The following is a 16,213-nucleotide window of genomic DNA, read 5'->3' on the forward strand; positions in this document are numbered from 1 at the left end:
CCACCGGGATCGGGATCGGGCGCCCTTACCCCGCATCGGGCACCGTCACCCGCATCGGGCCCCGTCACCCGGAGCAAGCCCCGTCACCCTGCATCCGACCCCGTCACCCCGGATCCGGCACCGTAAGTCCCCACGCTCCTTCCAGCACCGTCCACGTCCGGCGTCGTACGGGCCCGCAGACGCGGGCGTCCGCCCGGTAGCGGAAGTCCGCCCCGGAGACGCTGACCGTGCGGCCCTTCGCCCGCAGGGTCGCGGTGTCGGCCCCCACGGAGGCCGGCTGCACCTCCACCTCGGCCAGGCCCGTGGCGCCCGGCGTCAGCGACACCGCCTCCACCGGCTGGTCCAGGTCCACCAGCGTCACCCCGTCGACCTCCACCCTGAGCCGGGCCGGCCGGAGCGGGGGCACCGCGGCCTCGCGGGCGGGCACCAGCGTGCGGACCAGGGACTGGGCCGTACGCAGCCACGGGCGCCCCGGGTCCGGTGCCGGGGCCCGCCGTACCGGCGGCGGGATGCGCAGCGTGCCGAGCACCACGCCGTCGCTGTCGTCCACCAGCAGGTCCATGCGCCGCTCGACCCCGTCGAGGACCGCCCGCGCCGCGGCGACCGCCCCGGTCGGCACCCCGAGGGCCTGGGCCACGGAGAGCACACTGCCCACCGGGACCACCGACAGGGCACATCCGGCCAGCTCCCGCTGCCGGTGCAGCAGGGACACGGCGCGCACCAGCGCACGGTCGTCGCCGACCACCACCGGCCGCCGCGAGCCGCGCCGGGCCAGCGCCCGGGCGAACTCCTCGGGTCCCTCCGGCAGGCAGACCTTCGCGTGCGCACCCGCGCTGAGCACGTCTTTCGCGATACGTACCGACTCCCCGTCCGTGCGTCGGGCCACCGGATCGATGACCACCAGCAGCTGTTCGGAAGTCGGAGAAGTCGCCACCTCGGTCCTGCCTCGCTTCCTCGGGTAGCATCTTTGTGCAAGAGCCCCTTGCGCTATTGCGCCAGGGGCTTCGTCTATTCCGGGGCATCCGGTCCGACGGTTTGCGGCCAACGACGGCCGCGGTGCACGCGGCGGTGAACCCTACGCGTACGCCCCTGACCTTGGACATGCCCCGCCCGGAAGGGGTGTACGCGCGTGCCCGCACTTGTGCTGCTCGGTGCTCAGTGGGGTGACGAAGGCAAGGGAAAGGCGACGGACCTGCTAGGCGGATCCGTCGACTACGTGGTGCGCTACCAGGGCGGCAACAACGCCGGCCACACGGTAGTCGTGGGCGATCAGAAGTACGCCCTTCACCTGCTCCCTTCCGGAATCCTGTCCCCGGGGTGCACCCCGGTCATCGGCAACGGCGTCGTCGTCGACCCGTCGGTCCTGTTCTCCGAGCTGAACGGGCTGAACGAGCGCGGCGTCGACACGTCCAAGCTCCTGATCAGCGGTAACGCTCACATCATCACGCCGTACAACGTCACGGTGGACAAGGTGACGGAACGCTTCCTCGGGAAGCGGAAGATCGGGACCACCGGCCGCGGCATCGGGCCGACGTACGCGGACAAGATCAACCGCGTCGGCATCCGGGTACAGGACCTCTACGACGAGTCGATCCTCACCCAGAAGGTCGAGGCGGCCCTCGACGTCAAGAACCAGATGCTCACCAAGCTCTACAACCGCCGCGCCATCGCGGTCGACCAGGTGGTCGAGGAGCTGCTGGGCTACGCGGACCGGCTGCAGCCGTACGTCGCGGACACCGTCCTGGTGCTCAACCAGGCGCTGGAGCAGGACAAGGTCGTGCTGTTCGAGGGCGGCCAGGGCACGCTCCTCGACATCGACCACGGCACGTACCCGTTCGTGACCTCGTCGAACCCGACCGCGGGCGGCGCCTGCACCGGCGCCGGCGTGGGCCCGACGAAGATCAGCCGGGTCATCGGCATCCTCAAGGCGTACACGACCCGCGTCGGCTCCGGCCCCTTCCCGACCGAGCTGTTCGACGAGGACGGCGAGGCGCTGCGCCGCATCGGCGGCGAGCGGGGCGTGACCACCGGCCGCGACCGCCGCTGCGGCTGGTTCGACGCGGTGATCGCCCGCTACGCGACCCGGGTCAACGGCCTGACCGACTTCTTCCTCACCAAGCTCGACGTGCTGACCGGCTGGGAGCAGATCCCGGTCTGCGTGGCCTACGAGATCGACGGCAAGCGGGTCGACGAACTGCCGTACTCACAGACGGACTTCCACCACGCGAAGCCGATCTACGAGACCCTGCCGGGCTGGTCCGAGGACATCACCAAGGCGAAGTCCTTCTCCGACCTGCCGAAGAACGCCCAGAGTTACGTCAAGGCCCTGGAGGAGATGTCCGGCGCCCCGATCTCGGCCATCGGCGTGGGCCCGGGCCGCGACGAGACGATCGAGATCAACTCGTTCCTGTAGGACGCGCTCGCGATGCGACCCGGGTTCCGGTGGACACTGGAGGTATGAGTGTCCACCGGAACCCACGGTGCCGGGGACCGTACGGCGGTGAAGGCGATCCGGCCGGCGGGACGGACTGCTCCGACCCCGCGGTCTTCGAGGTCGTCCGGCATCATCTGCCGCCGCTGCTGCTGTGCCCGGTGCACCTCGGGCCTGCGCTGCTGATGGCCGACGGCGTGCTGTGGCCGCCCGAGATCAGGATCATCGGCTCGGTCGGTTGACCCATCCTTGACCTGGACATGGTCATTTCCTGGTTCACCGGTACTGTCGGGCGCGAGCACGATCTACGCGGGTAGCCGCCGCTCCCGTGTCCTTCTGCAGCCTCTCCAGCACCAGGAGATCCGTATGCCCGTCAGTCCCATGAACCGCCGGGAGTTCGTGAAGAAGTCGGCCGTCACCGGCGCGGCGGTCGCCGCGGCGGGCGCGGTCGGCGCCGGTCCCGCCGAGGCCGCCGGCCACCGGCCCGGGAAGGCCCCGAAGACCTGGTCGTTCTCCATCCTGGGCACCACCGACCTGCACAGCCACGTCTTCGACTGGGACTACTACCTGGACAAGGCGTACTCCGACAGCAAGGGCAACTCCGTCGGCGTCGCGCGCGTGGCCACCCTCGTCAAGCAGCAGCGCGAGGCGAAGGGCGAGGAGCACGTCCTGCTCGTCGACGCCGGCGACATCATCCAAGGCACCTCGCTGGCCTACTACTTCGCGCGCGTCGACCCGATCACGGGCAAGGACGGCAAGAAGGGTCCGCAGCACCCCATGGCCGCCGCCATGAACCACATGCGCTACGACGCCGCCGCGCTCGGCAACCACGAGTTCAACTACGGCATCGAGGTGCTCAGGAAGTTCGAGAGCCAGTGCCGCTTCCCGCTGCTCGGCGCCAACGCGCTGGACGCGAAGACGCTGCGGCCCGCTTTCCACCCGTACACCGTCAAGCGGATCTGTGTGCCGGGAGCGCCCGACATCAAGGTCGGCATCCTCGGGCTCACCAACCCCGGAATCGCTCTGTGGGACAAGGACAACGTCAGCGGGAAGATGGTCTTCCCGGGGCTGGTCGAGCAGGCGAAGAAGTACGTGCCGCGACTGCGCGCGCTCGGCTGCGACGTCGTCTTCCTGACCGACCACTCCGGGCTCGACGGGTCGTCCTCCTACGGTGACGCGCTGCCGTACGTCGAGAACGCCTCGAACCTCGTCGCCGAGCAGGTCCCCGGCATCGACGCGATCCTGGTCGGCCACACGCACGTCGAGGTGCCCTCGTACACGGTGAAGAACGCGGAGAGCGGCGAGGACGTCCTGCTCTCCGAGCCCTACTGCTGGGGCTACCGGCTCAGCGTCTTCGACTTCGAGCTCGAACTGCACCACGGGCGCTGGAAGGTGACGAAGAAGACGGCCCAGACCCTCAACCCGAACACCGTGGACGAGGACCCGGAGATCAAGAAGCTCCTGGAGGCCGACCACGAGCTGGTGGTGAAGTACGTCAACACGCCCGTGGGCACCTGCACCGAGGACCTCTCGGCCGCGGAGTCCTGCTGGAAGGACGTACCGATCATGGACTTCATCCACCAGGTCCAGATGGACACGGTGAAGTCCGGGCTCTCGGCCGCCGACGCCGCGCTGCCGCTGATCTCGGTCGCCGCGCCGTTCAGCCGCACCGCCGACATCCCCGCCGGCAGCGTCACCATCAAGGACGTCGCCGGGCTCTACATCTACGACAACACCCTGTACGGCAAGAAGCTGACGGGTGCCCAGCTCAAGGACTACCTGGAGTACGCGGCGAAGTACTACCACCAGGTCCCGGCGGGCACGAAGGTCGACACCGCGACGCTGACCAACGCCAACAGCTTCTGGGACTACATGTACGACACCGCGGCGGGCGTCGACTACGAGATCGACATCGCGCAGGCGGAGGGGTCGAGGATCAAGAACCTCACCTACCAGGGCGCGCCGATCGCCGACGACCAGGTCTTCGTCGTGGCGGTCAACAACTACCGGGCGAACGGCGGTTCGGGCTATCCGCACATCGCCACCGCCGACATCGCCTACAGCTCCACCAACGAGATCCGCCAGCTGATGATCGACTACGTGACGGCCAAGGGCACCCTGAACCCGGCCGACTTCGCGGTCGCCAACTGGAAGCTGACGCAGGCCGGAACGCCCGTGTTCTAGGGCAGGCCCTAGTCTGGCCCGGTGATGGGGGAGATCTTCGAGGAGCAGCGTCCGCGGCTGCGGGCGGTGGCGTACCGCATGCTCGGTTCGCTCGCCGAGGCCGACGACGCCCTGCAGGACGCCTGGTTGCGGGTCGACCGGGCCGACACGGAGGACGTCCAGAACCCCGCGGGCTGGCTGACGACGGTGGTCGCGCGCGTGTGCCTGAACATGCTGCGCTCGCGCGACCACCGGCGCGAGGAGCCGCTGGAGGCGGGCGGGGCCGAGCAGGCGGCCGGTACCGCCGCCGACCCCGAGGAGGAGGCCCTCCTCGCGGACGAGGTGGGCCTCGCGCTGCTCGTCGTGCTCGACACGCTCTCGCCCGCCGAGCGGCTCGCGTTCGTGCTGCACGACAGCTTCGGCGTGCCCTTCGGCGAGATCGCCCCGATGCTGGAGAAGACCCCCGCGGCGGTACGGCAGCTGGCCGGCCGGGCCCGCCGCCGGGTGCGCGGCGCCCCGCTCCCGCAGGCCGATCTGGTACGTCAACGCCGGGCGGTGGACGCCTACTTGGCGGCCACGCGCGGCGGCGACCTGGACGCCCTGGTCGCGCTCCTGCACCCCGACGTGGTCCTGCGCGCCGACCGCGCGGTCGTCCCCACCGCCGAGCCGATCCTCATCACCGGCTCCCGCCCGGTCGCCGAGGGCGCGATGGCCTCCATGGACCGCGCACGCTTCGCGGACGTCGTCCTGGTCGACGGCCGGCCGGGCATGGCGATGCTGGAACAGGGCCGGGTACGGGTCGTCCTCCGCTTCACCTTCGAGGCCGCCCTGATCACCGGGATCGACGTCCTCGCGGAACCGGAACGCCTGCGGGGCGTGGAACTGGCGGCCTGGGCCCAGGGAGCGTCCGGCACTTCCTAGCCGGCGAACTCCCCCGCGTGGGCCTTCGCCCACTCCTCGAAGGTCCGGGCCGGGCGGCCCAGGAGCTCGGGCAGGGCGGGGAGGACCTCGGCGCCCCGGTCGGATTCCAGGGTGCGTCGCATGATCGCGTCGACGACCTCCGGGGGGAAGCCGTACCGCGACATGCCGCTGCGGGCCGCGTCGGAGGGGACCGGGCGCAGGCGCAGCTCCCGGCCCAGGACCGTGCCCAGGACGGACAGTTCGTCCGCCGGGGTGAGGGACTGCGGGCCGCTCAACTCGTACGTCGCGCCCGCGTGTTCGTCCGTCGTCAGGGCGCGGGCGGCGAGTTCCGCCAGGTCCGCCGGGTCGACGCTCGCCGCCGGACGGTCCGCGAAGGGGACGGCGACCTCGTCGCCGGCGCGGAGCTGACCCGCCCACTGCAGGGCGTTCGACATGAAGCGGCCGGGGCGCAGCAGGGTCCACGCCCAGTCCCGGGACGGGTCCGTCACCGCCGACTCGGCCTCGGCGTGCCAGCGGGCGATCACGTCGGTACCCGCGCCCGCGTCCAGCACCGACAGCTTCACCAGCCGCCGTACGCCCGCCCGGGCCGCCGCCCGCGCGAGGGCGAGGTCGTGGGTGGGGCCGGGCGCCGTGCCGACCCCTTGCGCCGACATCAGGAACGCCCCGTCCGCCCCCGCGAACGCCGCGTCCAGGCTCGCCGGGTCGTCGGCGTCGCCGTGGACCGCCTCCGCACCGTCGGGCAGCCGCGCCTCGGCCGGGCGGCGGGTCATCGCCCGCACCGGCTCGCCCGCGGCCGTCAGCCGCCGCACCAGCTCGCCGCCCACGTGCCCTGTCGCCCCGGTCACCAGGATCATCGCCGTCTCCTCACGTCGGTGCTCCCAGCCTGCGCGCGCCGGTCGTACGGCGCGTCGCACCGGTGGAGGCACCCGGTCTCCTCCCGCGGGAGTAGCTACGGCTCACAACAGGGCAATGCGCACGTGTCGGGCATACCGTGAACTTGTACACGTGCAGGCGCCGGGGAGAAGAAGGTGAGTGCTATGCGCGTATTGCTCAAGGCATCCATGAACACCGAGAAGGCCAACGAGGTCATCCGCAGCGGCAAGATGCCCCAGCTGATGCAGGAGGCCCTCGGGAACATCAAGCCCGAGGCGGCCTACTTCACCCTCGACCACGGGGTCCGTACCGCCTACCTGTTCTTCGACATGCAGGACAGCTCGCGGATGCCGTCCGTCGGCGAGCCCTTCTTCCTGGACCTGGGCGCCGAGCTCGAGCTGACGCCCGTGATGAACGCCGACGACCTGCAGAAGGGGCTCTCCGAGCTGCGCTGACCGTACTCAGCTGAAGACGATCATCGATCCCTGCGCCAGACTCCGCGTCGCCGCCGCGTGCAGTCCGAGCCACACGTGGCGCTCGCGGGCGAAGGGGCTGGGGTCGTACGGAGCGGGCACGGCCGGCTCCTCCAACTCCGTCGGGGCGCGCGGTGGTTCGGGCGCCGCCGGGGGGTTGGCGGGGTCGATGCCGATCGACGGGGCCATGTACTCCAGCTCGCGCAGCAGCGCCTGCGCGGAGCCCAGCGGACCGCCGCCGGCCAGCAGCTCGTCGTTGGACAGCGGCTGCGGGAAGTCGACCGGGACGTAGGCGCCCGCGTGGTCGTAGTGCCACACGAGGTGCGACTGCTGCGCCGTCGACTCGAACATCTCCAGCAACTGCTCGTAGTCGCCGCCCAGTTCGTCGACCGGTGTGACCGGCAGCCCGCACACCTGGAGGAGGTACACGCGGCGCAGGAAGTGCAGCGCGTCGTAGTCGAAGCCGGCCACCGGCGCGACCTCGCCGGACAGGCCCGGCATGTACTGGTACACCGGCACCGGTGGCAGTCCGGCGGCGGCGAGCACGCTGTTGTACTGCGCGAGTTCCTCGGCGAACGGATTGTCGGGGGTGTGGCACAACACGTCGACGAGCGGTACCAGCCACAGGTCACAGGCCAAAGAGGGCTCCTCACACAGCGGAATACGGCGCCAGGGGCGGTCAGGGAAGAGTAGTCGGTACGGCGTCGGACGGACCCCCGCCGAACAGGTCAGGAGCCCTGGTGCAGGTCCCATACCCACACGCCGTGCACCCACTTCCCGTCACGGCCGACGAGTTCGGTGACGGCCTTGCGCAGGACGTCGTCGTGCGGCTGCGGCGTCACCACCAGCGCTCCTGCCCGCCAGTAGGCGAAGTCCCGCTTCGCCTGCGCCCGCCAGTTCGCGCCGATCGCGGGGATGACGCCGGTGTAGCGGACATCACGCAGCAGTTGCGAGGTGTAGCGGGGTGAGGCGCCGTAGATGCCGATGCGCTTCTTGCCCCAGGGGCCGTTGAAGTAGCCGCCGGGGAGCTTGAAGCCGAGCCCGGCCTCCTGCTGCCAGTGCAGGGCCTCCGCGCTGCCGGGGTCGGGCAGCGGCACCGGCACCAGGGACTCGCCCGGGCGGACGTACGGCTTCCAGGCCCCGTCGGTGAAGAAGGCCGGCGTCGCCGGACGCTCGACGGCCTTCAGCGGGGCCGGGATCAGCGGCAGCAGGGCGAGGCAGACCCCGAGCAGGCCGAGGTACTGCGTGCCCAGGCCGCGGGTGGCGGTCAGCCGCTCCAGGGCGATCGCGAGCAGCATGCCGAGCGCCGGGGCGCAGACCATCGCCACCCGGCCCTCGATGACCGACTCGAACAGCGGCAGCTTGGCGAGCGGCGCCCAGGGGCCGGGGTAGACCTGGTCCGTGGTCGGGATGCGGAACCTCGGGCCCAGCGACAGCAGCGCCGCGCCGGCCGCGGTCACCGCCAGCGCCTTCACCAGGGCCTGCTCCCACAGCCGTACGGCGATGCCGAAGGCGAGCAGGACCAGCGGCCAGCCGTAGAAGGCGTTCTGCTCGGTGGGGTTGAGGGAGAGGGAGTTCGCCCGGTGGGCGTCGCCCGCGATCAGGGAGCGCTCGGCGAAGGAGAGCAGGGCGAGCGGGCTGTTGCCCGCGTCGTCGCCGTGCAGCACGCTCCCGTAGCTCTGCGGACCGGCGAACTGCCAGGCCAGCGCCCCCACCACGAGGGGGAGGCAGACGGCCGCGGCGATCGCCAGGCCGTTCAGCAGCGGGCGCCAGCACTGGGCGGCGACGTCCCTGCGGACCGCGCCGTAGGCGGCCGCGAACAGCACCATGCCGATCATCGCGAGCAGCAGCGGCTCCTCGCCGAGGAAGACCTGGTAGGCCGCCATCAGGCCGAGCACGATCCCGTCGCGCACGACCCGGGCGCCCGTGCACAGGCGCAGGGCGCGGTCGACGATCAGCGGGATCATGAACAGGATCACGAAGTTGGGGTGCGCGTTGGCATGGCTGACCATGGGCGGCGCGAACGCGGCCAGCGAGGCGCCGACGAAGGCCGGTGCCCGCTTCGGCACGACCCGCTTGACGATCAGCCAGTACCAGGCGGCCGCGGTGGCGGCGAGGCCCAGGGTCATCACGACGCTGAGGCAGACGGCCGGGCCTGCGAGCAGCGTGAGCGGGGCGAAGGGGACGGACAGGCCGAGCATGACCGTGTTGGCCATGAGGTTCACGCCGTCGGGGAAGCCCTGCAGGTCGGAGAAGAGCGGGTTGCGCAGGTGCGCGACGTTGTCGGCGGTGACGGCGAAGAACCACTCCCACTGGTTCTGGTCCTGGAGGGAGTCGGCGAGATAGCGGTGGTCCGGGTCGAACAGCCGGCCCGAGTAGAGGCCCGCCGCCATCAGCAGGAAGAGGACGACGGCGACGAGGTCGGCGGGGCGCGCCGCGCGCATGCGCAGCCAGGTGAGGTCGGCGAGGACCCGGACGTAGTCGAGGGACCGTATCTTCGAGCCCGGCCGGTGCGACCAGCGGACCGGGACCTCGGCCATCTGCCACTCGGCGCGGTGGAAGTGGCGCAGCACCTCGACGTCTATGCCGTAGCCGTCGATCGTCGAGGCGGCGAACGCCTCGCGGGCGCGGTCCCCCTCGAAGAGCTTGAAGCCGCACTGGGTGTCGCGTATCCCGGGCACGGCGATGCCGCGTATGAGCAGGTTCCCGGCGCGGCCGAGGAGTTCGCGCAGCGCGTGCTGGCGGTCCCCGATCGTCGCGCCGGGCAGCGCGCGCGAGCCGACCGCCGCCGCGTTCCCCTCGCTGAGCGCCTTGTCGAGCCGCTCCAGCTCCTCGATCGGGGAGGCGAGGTCGGCGTCGGTGACCAGCACGCGCCGCCCGCGGGAGGCGGCGACGCCCAGGCGCAGGGCGCTGCCCTTGCCGCGGTTGCGGGGGCTGGTGACGAGGCGGACGCGGGGGTCGCGGCGGTCCGTGACCAGTGCGCGGGTACCGTCCGTCGACCCGTCGTCGGCGACGACGATCTCCCAGGTGCCCCAGCGGCCCTCGCTCTCGCCCAGATAGCCGGTGACGGCGTCGAGGGTGGGACCGAGCCGCTCCTCCTCGTCGAAGGCGGGGATGACGACGGACAGGTCCACGGCCGCGGCCGGGGCGGTCATCCCTCCGCCAGCCGTTCGACGAGGTCCAGGGAGTGGGCGTTGTACTGGGCGACGATCGACCGCGCGGTCTTGATGTCCCGCTGGGCCAGCGCGTCGACCAGGTCGGTGTGGCCGGACCACAGGGCGCCGCGCAGATCGGTCAGCCGGCGCAGGTGCTGCACCGCGCACACCCAGGACTGCACGCGCAGCCGGTGCAGGAAGTCGGCGAGGTAGGGGTTGCCGAACAGGTTGCCGAGCTCGTGCCAGTAGCGCAGGTCGTAGCCGATCAGCACGGTGAGGTCGCCGGCGAGCGAGGCCCGCTGCGCCTCCTCGCCGCGGCGGCGCACCCCGGCGAGGGCGGCGACGGTCCGCGCGTCGTCGACCCGCCTGAAGCGCTGCTGCCCGTCTTCCAGGGCGTGGAACATGCCGTCGGTGACCAGGCTGCGGGCCTCGATGATGCCGCGGTAGTCGGCGACCGAGTACTCGCGGACGTGGAAGCCGCGGTGCTGGTCGGCGTCGAGCAGGCCCTGCGCGGAGAGGTCGACGAGCGCCTCGCGCACGGGGGTCGCGGAGACGCCGTACTGCTCGGCGATCTCCTTGACCGTGAACTCCTGCCCTGGTTGCAGCCGTCCCGCCAGCACCTCGTCACGAAGGGCGTCGGCGATCTGCTGCCGCAGGGTGCTGCGGGTGACAGCGCCGGTGCCGCTGGTGCCGGGCATGGGTCGGGCGTCTCCTCGTCGCGTTCGGTTGGCGTGCACGTCCTTATCTACGAGCACGCCACCTTACGCGTTCGGGTTGCGCCTGTTGACCCGCGTAGCTGTGCGCGGTCCCGGCGGCACCTGAGCGGCCGCAGGCGGCTACCGGGTGTACTCGTCCGCGACGCCCAGCGCCGCGTCGAGCGCCGCGAGTCCCTCCTTCAACTCGGCCTCGCTCACGTTGCACGGGGGCACGACGTGGGTGCGGTTCATGTTGATGAAGGGCCACAGACCGTGCCGCTTGGCGGCGGCGCCGAAGGCGGCCATCGGGGCGTTCGCCTCGCCGGTCGCGTTGTAGGGCACCAGCGGCTCGCGGGTCTCCCGGTCCTTCACCAGTTCCAGCGCCCAGAACATGCCGACGCCGCGCACCTCGCCGACACTCGGGTGCCGCTCGGCGAGCTCGCGCAGCGCGGGTCCGACGACGGTCTCGCCGAGCCGTCTGGCCTGGCCGACGACGTCCTCCTCCGCCATGACCTGGATCGTGGCGACGGCGGCGGCGCAGGCGAGCGGGTGCCCGGAGTAGGTGAGCCCGCCCGGGTAGGGCCGCCGGGCGAAGGTCTCGGCGATCGCGCCGGAGATGGCGACGCCGCCCAGCGGCACATATCCGCTGTTGACGCCCTTGGCGAAGGTCATCAGGTCCGGTACGACGCCGGACAGGCCGGCCGCGAACCACTCACCGGTGCGCCCGAACCCGGCCATGACCTCGTCCAGCACGAAGACGATCCCGTACTTGTCGCAGATCTCCCGGACGCCGGCGAGGTAGCCCGGCGGCGGGACCATGATCCCCGCGGTGCCCGGGATGGTCTCCAGGACGATCGCGGCGACGGTGCCGGGCCCCTCGAAGGCGATCGTCGTCTCCAGGTGCTCCAGCGCCCGCGCGCACTCCTGCTCCTCGGTCTCGGCGTAGAACCGGGAGCGGTACAGGAACGGCGCCCAGAAGTGCACGACACCGGCGGCGGCGGAGTCGGAGGCCCAACGCCGGGGGTCGCCGGTGAGGTTGACGGCCTGCTGGGTGCCGCCGTGGTACGAGCGGTAGGCCGAGAGCACCTTGGGCCGCCCGGTGTGCAGCCGCGCCATCCGCACCGCGTGCTCGACGGCGTCCGCGCCGCCGTTGGTGAAGAAGATCTTGTCCAGGTCGCCGGGCGTGCGCTCGGCGATCAGCCGGGCGGCCTCCGAGCGCGCCTCGATCGCGAAGGCGGGCGCGAACGTCGTCAGGTGTGCGGCCTGCTCCTGTATCGCGGCGACGACCTTCGGGTGCTGGTAGCCGATGTTGGTGTAGACGAGCCCGCTGGTGAAGTCCAGGTACCGCTTGCCGTCGTAGTCCCAGAAGTACGACCCCTCGGCGCCGGCGACGGCGAGCGGGTCGATGAGCTCCTGCGCGGACCAGGAGTGGAACACATGAGCACGGTCCGCGGCCTTCACGGCGGCGCCGACCTCGGGATTCGGATGAGGGGTCATGGGCGCGAGCGTAGGAGCGGGCACGGGGGCGGGGATATCGGCTTCCTGTCTGCGGTGCGGGGGTTTCCGCGACAGGTTGTCTACAGCGGATGCCGGCCGGTCCACGGGACAGCATTGACAGCATTCTGTCGAAATGACAACATGCTGTCATGAACGCCGAACCAGTTCATCTCGCCGTGTACGACACCCTCGCCGACTGGGAGACCGGTCACGCGACCGCGTACCTCGCCCGGGGCGGGTACGAGATCCGGACGGTGGGGCCGGGCCGGGAAGCCGTCCGCTCCATCGGGGGCCTGAGCGTGCGGCCCGATCTCGCGCTCGGTGAGCTGCGGCCCGAGGACAGCTCGCTGCTGATCCTGCCGGGCGCCGACCTGTGGGACGCGGGCGACGAGCTCGCGCCCTTCGCCCGCGCGGCGCGGGAGTTCCTCGACGCCGGGGTGCCCGTCGCCGCGATCTGCGGCGCCACCGCCGGGCTCGCCCGCGAGGGGCTGCTCGACGACCGCCGGCACACCAGTGCCGTCTCCTTCTACCTGGCGGCGACCGGATACAAGGGCGGCGACCGGTACGTCGACGCGGACGCCGTGACCGACGGGACGCTGGTCACCGCCGGCCCCACCGAACCGGTCGCCTTCGCCCGGGAGGTGCTGGGGCTGCTCGGGGTCTACGAGGGGGAGGTGCTGGACGCCTGGTACCGGCTGTACCACGACTCCGACCCGGCGGCGTACGCCGTGCTCCAGCAGGCCGGCGCGCGGTGAGCCGGGAGCGCCAGGACCTGCTCAGCCGCAGCGCCCTCGGGGTCTTCCGGCTCAACGGCCAGTTCCTCGCCGTCGCCGAGGAGCTGGCCGTGCCGTCCGGGCTCACCGCCGCCCGGTGGCAGGTGCTCGGCGCGGTGCTCGCCGAGCCGCTGCCCGTCGCAGGGATCGCCCGTGCCATGGGGATCACCCGGCAGAGCGTGCAGCGCATCGCCGACCTGCTGGTGGAGCGCGGGCTCGCCGAGTACCGGCCCAACCCCGCCCACCGCCGTGCCAAGCTCCTCGCGCCGACCGAGGAGGGGCGCGCGGCGAACCACCGCATCAACCCCGGTCACGCGGCCTTCGCCGACCGGCTCGCGGAGGCGTTCGGCGATCGGGAGCTCACCGAGGCCCTACAGATGCTGGAACGGCTGTCGAAGGTGCTGGACGAGCTGGGTCCCCCTGTTACGGAACCGTAGACACCGCTACCGTCACCTCCCCCCGGCGCCCGCACTATCGTTGGCATGTTGCACAGGGGCATATCGGGGGACTTCGGGGGACCTGCGATGGAGAAGCTCGGGGCGGGAGATCCGCAGCGGATCGGCGCGTACCGGCTGCTGGCGCGGCTCGGTGCGGGCGGGATGGGCAACGTCTATCTCGCCCGGTCGGAGCGCGGCCGTACCGTCGCGGTCAAGCTGGTGCGCGAGGAGCTGGCGGCGCAGGAGGAGTTCCGGGCCCGCTTCCGGCAGGAGGTGCAGGCCGCGCGGCAGGTCGGCGGCCACTGGACGGCACCCGTCCTCGACGCCGACACCGAGGCCGCCGTGCCCTGGGTCGCCACCGGGTACGTCGCCGGGCCGAGCCTCCAGCAGGTCGTCGGGCACGACCACGGCGCGCTGCCCGAGCGGTCGGTGCGTATCCTCGCGGCCGGGCTCTCGCACGCCCTGAAGGACATCCACGCGGCCGGGATCATCCACCGCGACCTCAAGCCGTCCAACGTGCTCGTGACCATCGACGGGCCGCGGGTCATCGACTTCGGCATCGCGCGCGCCCTGGAGACCGTGACGGACGGCGGGCTGACGCGGACGGGCGCGCTCGTCGGCTCGCCCGGGTTCATGGCGCCCGAGCAGGTGCGGGGCGACCGGATCACGCCCGCGTGCGACATCTTCTGCCTGGGCTCGGTCCTGGCCTACGCGGCGACCGGCGCCCTCCCCTTCGGCACCGCCAACAGCGGTGTGCACGCGCTGATGTTCCGCATCGCCCAGGAGGACCCCGACCTGGAGGGGGTGCCCGAGGGCGTCGCCGACCTCGTACGGGACTGCCTGAAGAAGGACCCGGCGGCCCGTCCGACGCTGAACGAGGTGCTGGAGCGCACGGGCGCCGAGGACACCGTGCTGGGCGGACGCTCGAAGGACCCGTGGCTGCCCAGCGCGCTGGTCGCCCAACTCGGGCGGCACGCCGTGCAGTTGCTGGACACCGAGAACCCCGAGCAGTCCGGCGAGATCTCGCTGCAGAAGCCGGCGCCCGCGGCCACCCCGGAGCACGCCCCCGCCGCCGACGCCTCGCCGCAGCCGGGCCCGGACGCGTCCGCCGTACCGCCGCCACCGGGGCAGCCGGCGAGCGGGGCGCCGCTGAACCACCTGCCGACGATGGTCTCGGGCGCCCAGCCGCCCGCCCCCGCGCAGACGCCCCCGGGCGGTCACCCGGTCTACGGCTATCCGCAGCAGCACCCCCCGCGGCAGCCGGGCCACGGCTACCCGCAGCAGCCCGGCGCCTACGGGTATCCCCAGCAGGCCGGCCCGTACGGCGCGCTCGGCTCCACCCCGCCCTACGGTCCGTCCTACCCGGGCCCGACGCAGCCGGTCCCGCCGGAGCCGCCGCGCGGGAACGGGCGCTCCACCGCCCTGCTGGTCGGCGTCGCCCTGGTCGTCGCGCTCGGCGCCGGCGGCTCGGTCTACGCCCTGATGAACGGCGGCGGCGGCCAGGCCGACAACAAGCCGAGCCCGGGCCCGTCCACCAGCGCGGCCCCCACGTCCGGACCGAGCACGCCCGGGCCGGACCCGACGAGCGCTCAGCCCAGCACCGCCGCGCCCTCGGCCGGCGCGATCCCGGCCGGCTACCTCGGCACCTGGAGCACCACCATCACCAACGCCGACGGCGCCAACACCCGCCAACTCACCATCCAGCAGGGCGGGGTGGGCGACACGGTGCTGTCCCTCGTCGCCGACGGGCCCACCAGCAGCGGCAGTTACCACTGCGTCTTCCAGGCCCAGTTGACCGCGGCGCCGGACAGCGGCGGCGCCCTGGAGATCGGCCCGTCCACCGTGACGAGCGGCGACCCGGGCTACTGCAAGCCGGGCGGCGCCACCGAGATCACCCTGCAGCCGGACGGCAGCCTCCAGCGCGAGACCGTCAGCAACGGCGAGAAGTTGACGTACACCAGGCAGTGACCTGCGGCGAACTGCGGTGACCTGCAGCGGTCTGCGGCGACGTCAGCGGTCGGCCGCCGCCGGTCCGCGCCGGTCCCGGCCGTGGACCAGCACGGTCCCGGCGGTGACGACCAGCCCGATGAGGCCCGGCGTCAGCCACCAGGGCACACCCGTCCAGACACAGATCAGGCCCACGACGAAGCACGCGGCGATCGCGGTCATCAGCAGCCGCATGCCGTAGGGCTGCCAGCGGACGTAGGGCTGAAGGCGCCGGCCGCCCGCACCGGTCAGCAGCACCGCGCCGAACACGAACGTCAGGACGGCGATCAGGGCGCCGAACGTGCCGGCCGCGGCCACCATCTGGGGTTCGTCGCGCGGCGCGTCGATGCTGTTCTGCCGGTCGTCCCCCTTGGCGAGCGTCATGACCGCACCGCCCCAGACCGTGCCGGTGACCCGGTCGCCCTTGTGCAGGCCCGTCAGGAGCGGGTCCCAGTCACCGAACAGCACGGTGCCGTCCCAGAAGGGCGAGCCGGTCACGGTCGCCGAGTGGTCGCCCTTCTTCCCCGCGTTCGCGTGCACGTCCGCGACGGTGAACGCGACCGTGCGCACACAGTCCTCGACCGCGTGCTCCGGCGGGCCGGCGGGACACGCGGGCGCCGCCCGGTACTCCCGGTACCTGCCGATCTCGTGGCCGAGCCAGGTGGTGAACGCCGTGCGGCAGCCCAGCGCCGCCACGAGCGAGACGGCGATCAGCACCAGCCCCGTCAGCCGCCTCTTCCACGGCCGCGTCGCGGGCGCCGCCCCCACCGTCCGGATCCCCGCCGTCGCAACCGTCCTGTCCGTCACGC

The 16,213-nt window shown here is 72.2% G+C and carries 15 protein-coding genes; 8 read left to right on the forward strand and 7 right to left on the reverse strand.

From position 1 onward, the window contains the following. Window positions 1–103 precede the first annotated feature (103 nt). Window positions 104–934 carry a diacylglycerol kinase family protein gene (locus ACFU97_RS16505; RefSeq protein ID WP_384256460.1) on the reverse strand — a complete coding sequence of 277 codons (831 nt, stop codon included), beginning with the start codon at window positions 932–934 and terminating at the stop codon, window positions 104–106. Between the two features lie 195 nt (window positions 935–1,129). Here ACFU97_RS16505 and ACFU97_RS16510 point away from each other — a divergent pair, with 195 nt between their 5' ends. The 4 genes from ACFU97_RS16510 to ACFU97_RS16525 all read left to right on the forward strand — a co-directional run bounded on the left by ACFU97_RS16510 (window position 1,130) and on the right by ACFU97_RS16525 (window position 5,515). Further along, complete coding sequence (locus ACFU97_RS16510) at window positions 1,130–2,413, forward strand: adenylosuccinate synthase (RefSeq protein ID WP_384256462.1); 1,284 nt, start codon at window positions 1,130–1,132, stop codon at window positions 2,411–2,413. 44 nt (window positions 2,414–2,457) lie between these two features. Next, window positions 2,458–2,673, forward strand: a complete 216-nt coding sequence (locus ACFU97_RS16515) for a hypothetical protein (protein ID WP_384256465.1) — start codon at window positions 2,458–2,460, stop codon at window positions 2,671–2,673. Window positions 2,674–2,797: 124 nt separating this feature from the next. Next, on the forward strand, window positions 2,798–4,615 hold the full coding sequence (locus tag ACFU97_RS16520) for a bifunctional metallophosphatase/5'-nucleotidase (RefSeq protein WP_384256467.1): 1,818 nt from the start codon (window positions 2,798–2,800) through the stop codon (window positions 4,613–4,615). A 24-nt stretch (window positions 4,616–4,639) separates the two neighbouring features. Further along, window positions 4,640–5,515, forward strand: a complete 876-nt coding sequence (locus tag ACFU97_RS16525) for a sigma-70 family RNA polymerase sigma factor (RefSeq protein WP_384256547.1) — start codon at window positions 4,640–4,642, stop codon at window positions 5,513–5,515. On the opposite strand, the gene ACFU97_RS16530 is transcribed toward ACFU97_RS16525, so the two are convergent. Further along, the gene (locus ACFU97_RS16530; RefSeq protein ID WP_384256470.1) at window positions 5,512–6,369 is read right to left on the reverse strand and encodes an NAD(P)H-binding protein; all 858 of its coding nucleotides are present in this window, start codon (window positions 6,367–6,369) and stop codon (window positions 5,512–5,514) included. The two genes, ACFU97_RS16525 and ACFU97_RS16530, sit on opposite strands and share 4 nt — an antisense overlap. 183 nt (window positions 6,370–6,552) lie before the next feature. On the opposite strand from ACFU97_RS16530, the gene ACFU97_RS16535 reads away from it, so the two are divergent. Beyond that, window positions 6,553–6,843: a hypothetical protein gene (locus ACFU97_RS16535; protein ID WP_384256472.1), complete on the forward strand. Its 291-nt coding sequence runs from the start codon at window positions 6,553–6,555 to the stop codon at window positions 6,841–6,843. A gap of 6 nt (window positions 6,844–6,849) precedes the next feature. On the opposite strand, the gene ACFU97_RS16540 is transcribed toward ACFU97_RS16535, so the two are convergent. The 4 genes from ACFU97_RS16540 to ACFU97_RS16555 all read right to left on the reverse strand — a co-directional run bounded on the left by ACFU97_RS16540 (window position 6,850) and on the right by ACFU97_RS16555 (window position 12,208). After that, window positions 6,850–7,500 (reverse strand): hypothetical protein, encoded by a 651-nt coding sequence (locus ACFU97_RS16540; protein WP_384256474.1) that lies wholly within the window; start codon window positions 7,498–7,500, stop codon window positions 6,850–6,852. 89 nt (window positions 7,501–7,589) lie between these two features. Beyond that, window positions 7,590–10,016 (reverse strand): dolichyl-phosphate beta-glucosyltransferase, encoded by a 2,427-nt coding sequence (locus tag ACFU97_RS16545; protein ID WP_384256477.1) that lies wholly within the window; start codon window positions 10,014–10,016, stop codon window positions 7,590–7,592. Next, window positions 10,013–10,714: a GntR family transcriptional regulator gene (locus ACFU97_RS16550; RefSeq protein ID WP_384256479.1), complete on the reverse strand. Its 702-nt coding sequence runs from the start codon at window positions 10,712–10,714 to the stop codon at window positions 10,013–10,015. Before ACFU97_RS16550 ends, ACFU97_RS16545 begins: the two co-directional genes overlap by 4 nt. A 138-nt stretch (window positions 10,715–10,852) precedes the next feature. Continuing rightward, window positions 10,853–12,208 carry an aspartate aminotransferase family protein gene (locus ACFU97_RS16555; RefSeq protein WP_384256481.1) on the reverse strand — a complete coding sequence of 452 codons (1,356 nt, stop codon included), beginning with the start codon at window positions 12,206–12,208 and terminating at the stop codon, window positions 10,853–10,855. A 149-nt stretch (window positions 12,209–12,357) separates the two neighbouring features. On the opposite strand from ACFU97_RS16555, the gene ACFU97_RS16560 reads away from it, so the two are divergent. The 3 genes from ACFU97_RS16560 (at window position 12,358) to ACFU97_RS16570 (ending at window position 15,386) form a co-directional block, all read left to right on the forward strand. Beyond that, complete coding sequence (locus tag ACFU97_RS16560; protein WP_384256483.1) at window positions 12,358–12,963, forward strand: type 1 glutamine amidotransferase family protein; 606 nt, start codon at window positions 12,358–12,360, stop codon at window positions 12,961–12,963. After that, window positions 12,960–13,418, forward strand: coding sequence for a MarR family winged helix-turn-helix transcriptional regulator (locus ACFU97_RS16565; RefSeq protein WP_384256486.1), 459 nt, complete (start codon window positions 12,960–12,962; stop codon window positions 13,416–13,418). The genes ACFU97_RS16560 and ACFU97_RS16565 overlap by 4 nt, the downstream gene beginning before the upstream one ends. An 87-nt stretch (window positions 13,419–13,505) precedes the next feature. After that, the gene (locus ACFU97_RS16570) at window positions 13,506–15,386 is read left to right on the forward strand and encodes a protein kinase (protein WP_384256488.1); all 1,881 of its coding nucleotides are present in this window, start codon (window positions 13,506–13,508) and stop codon (window positions 15,384–15,386) included. A gap of 42 nt (window positions 15,387–15,428) precedes the next feature. Here the strand turns inward: ACFU97_RS16570 and ACFU97_RS16575 are convergent, their stop codons facing one another. Then, window positions 15,429–16,211, reverse strand: a complete 783-nt coding sequence (locus tag ACFU97_RS16575; protein ID WP_384256491.1) for a hypothetical protein — start codon at window positions 16,209–16,211, stop codon at window positions 15,429–15,431. Window positions 16,212–16,213 lie beyond the last annotated feature (2 nt).

It is taken from the genome of Streptomyces sp. NPDC057616 (assembly GCF_042800575.1).
GTDB lineage: Bacteria > Actinomycetota > Actinomycetes > Streptomycetales > Streptomycetaceae > Streptomyces.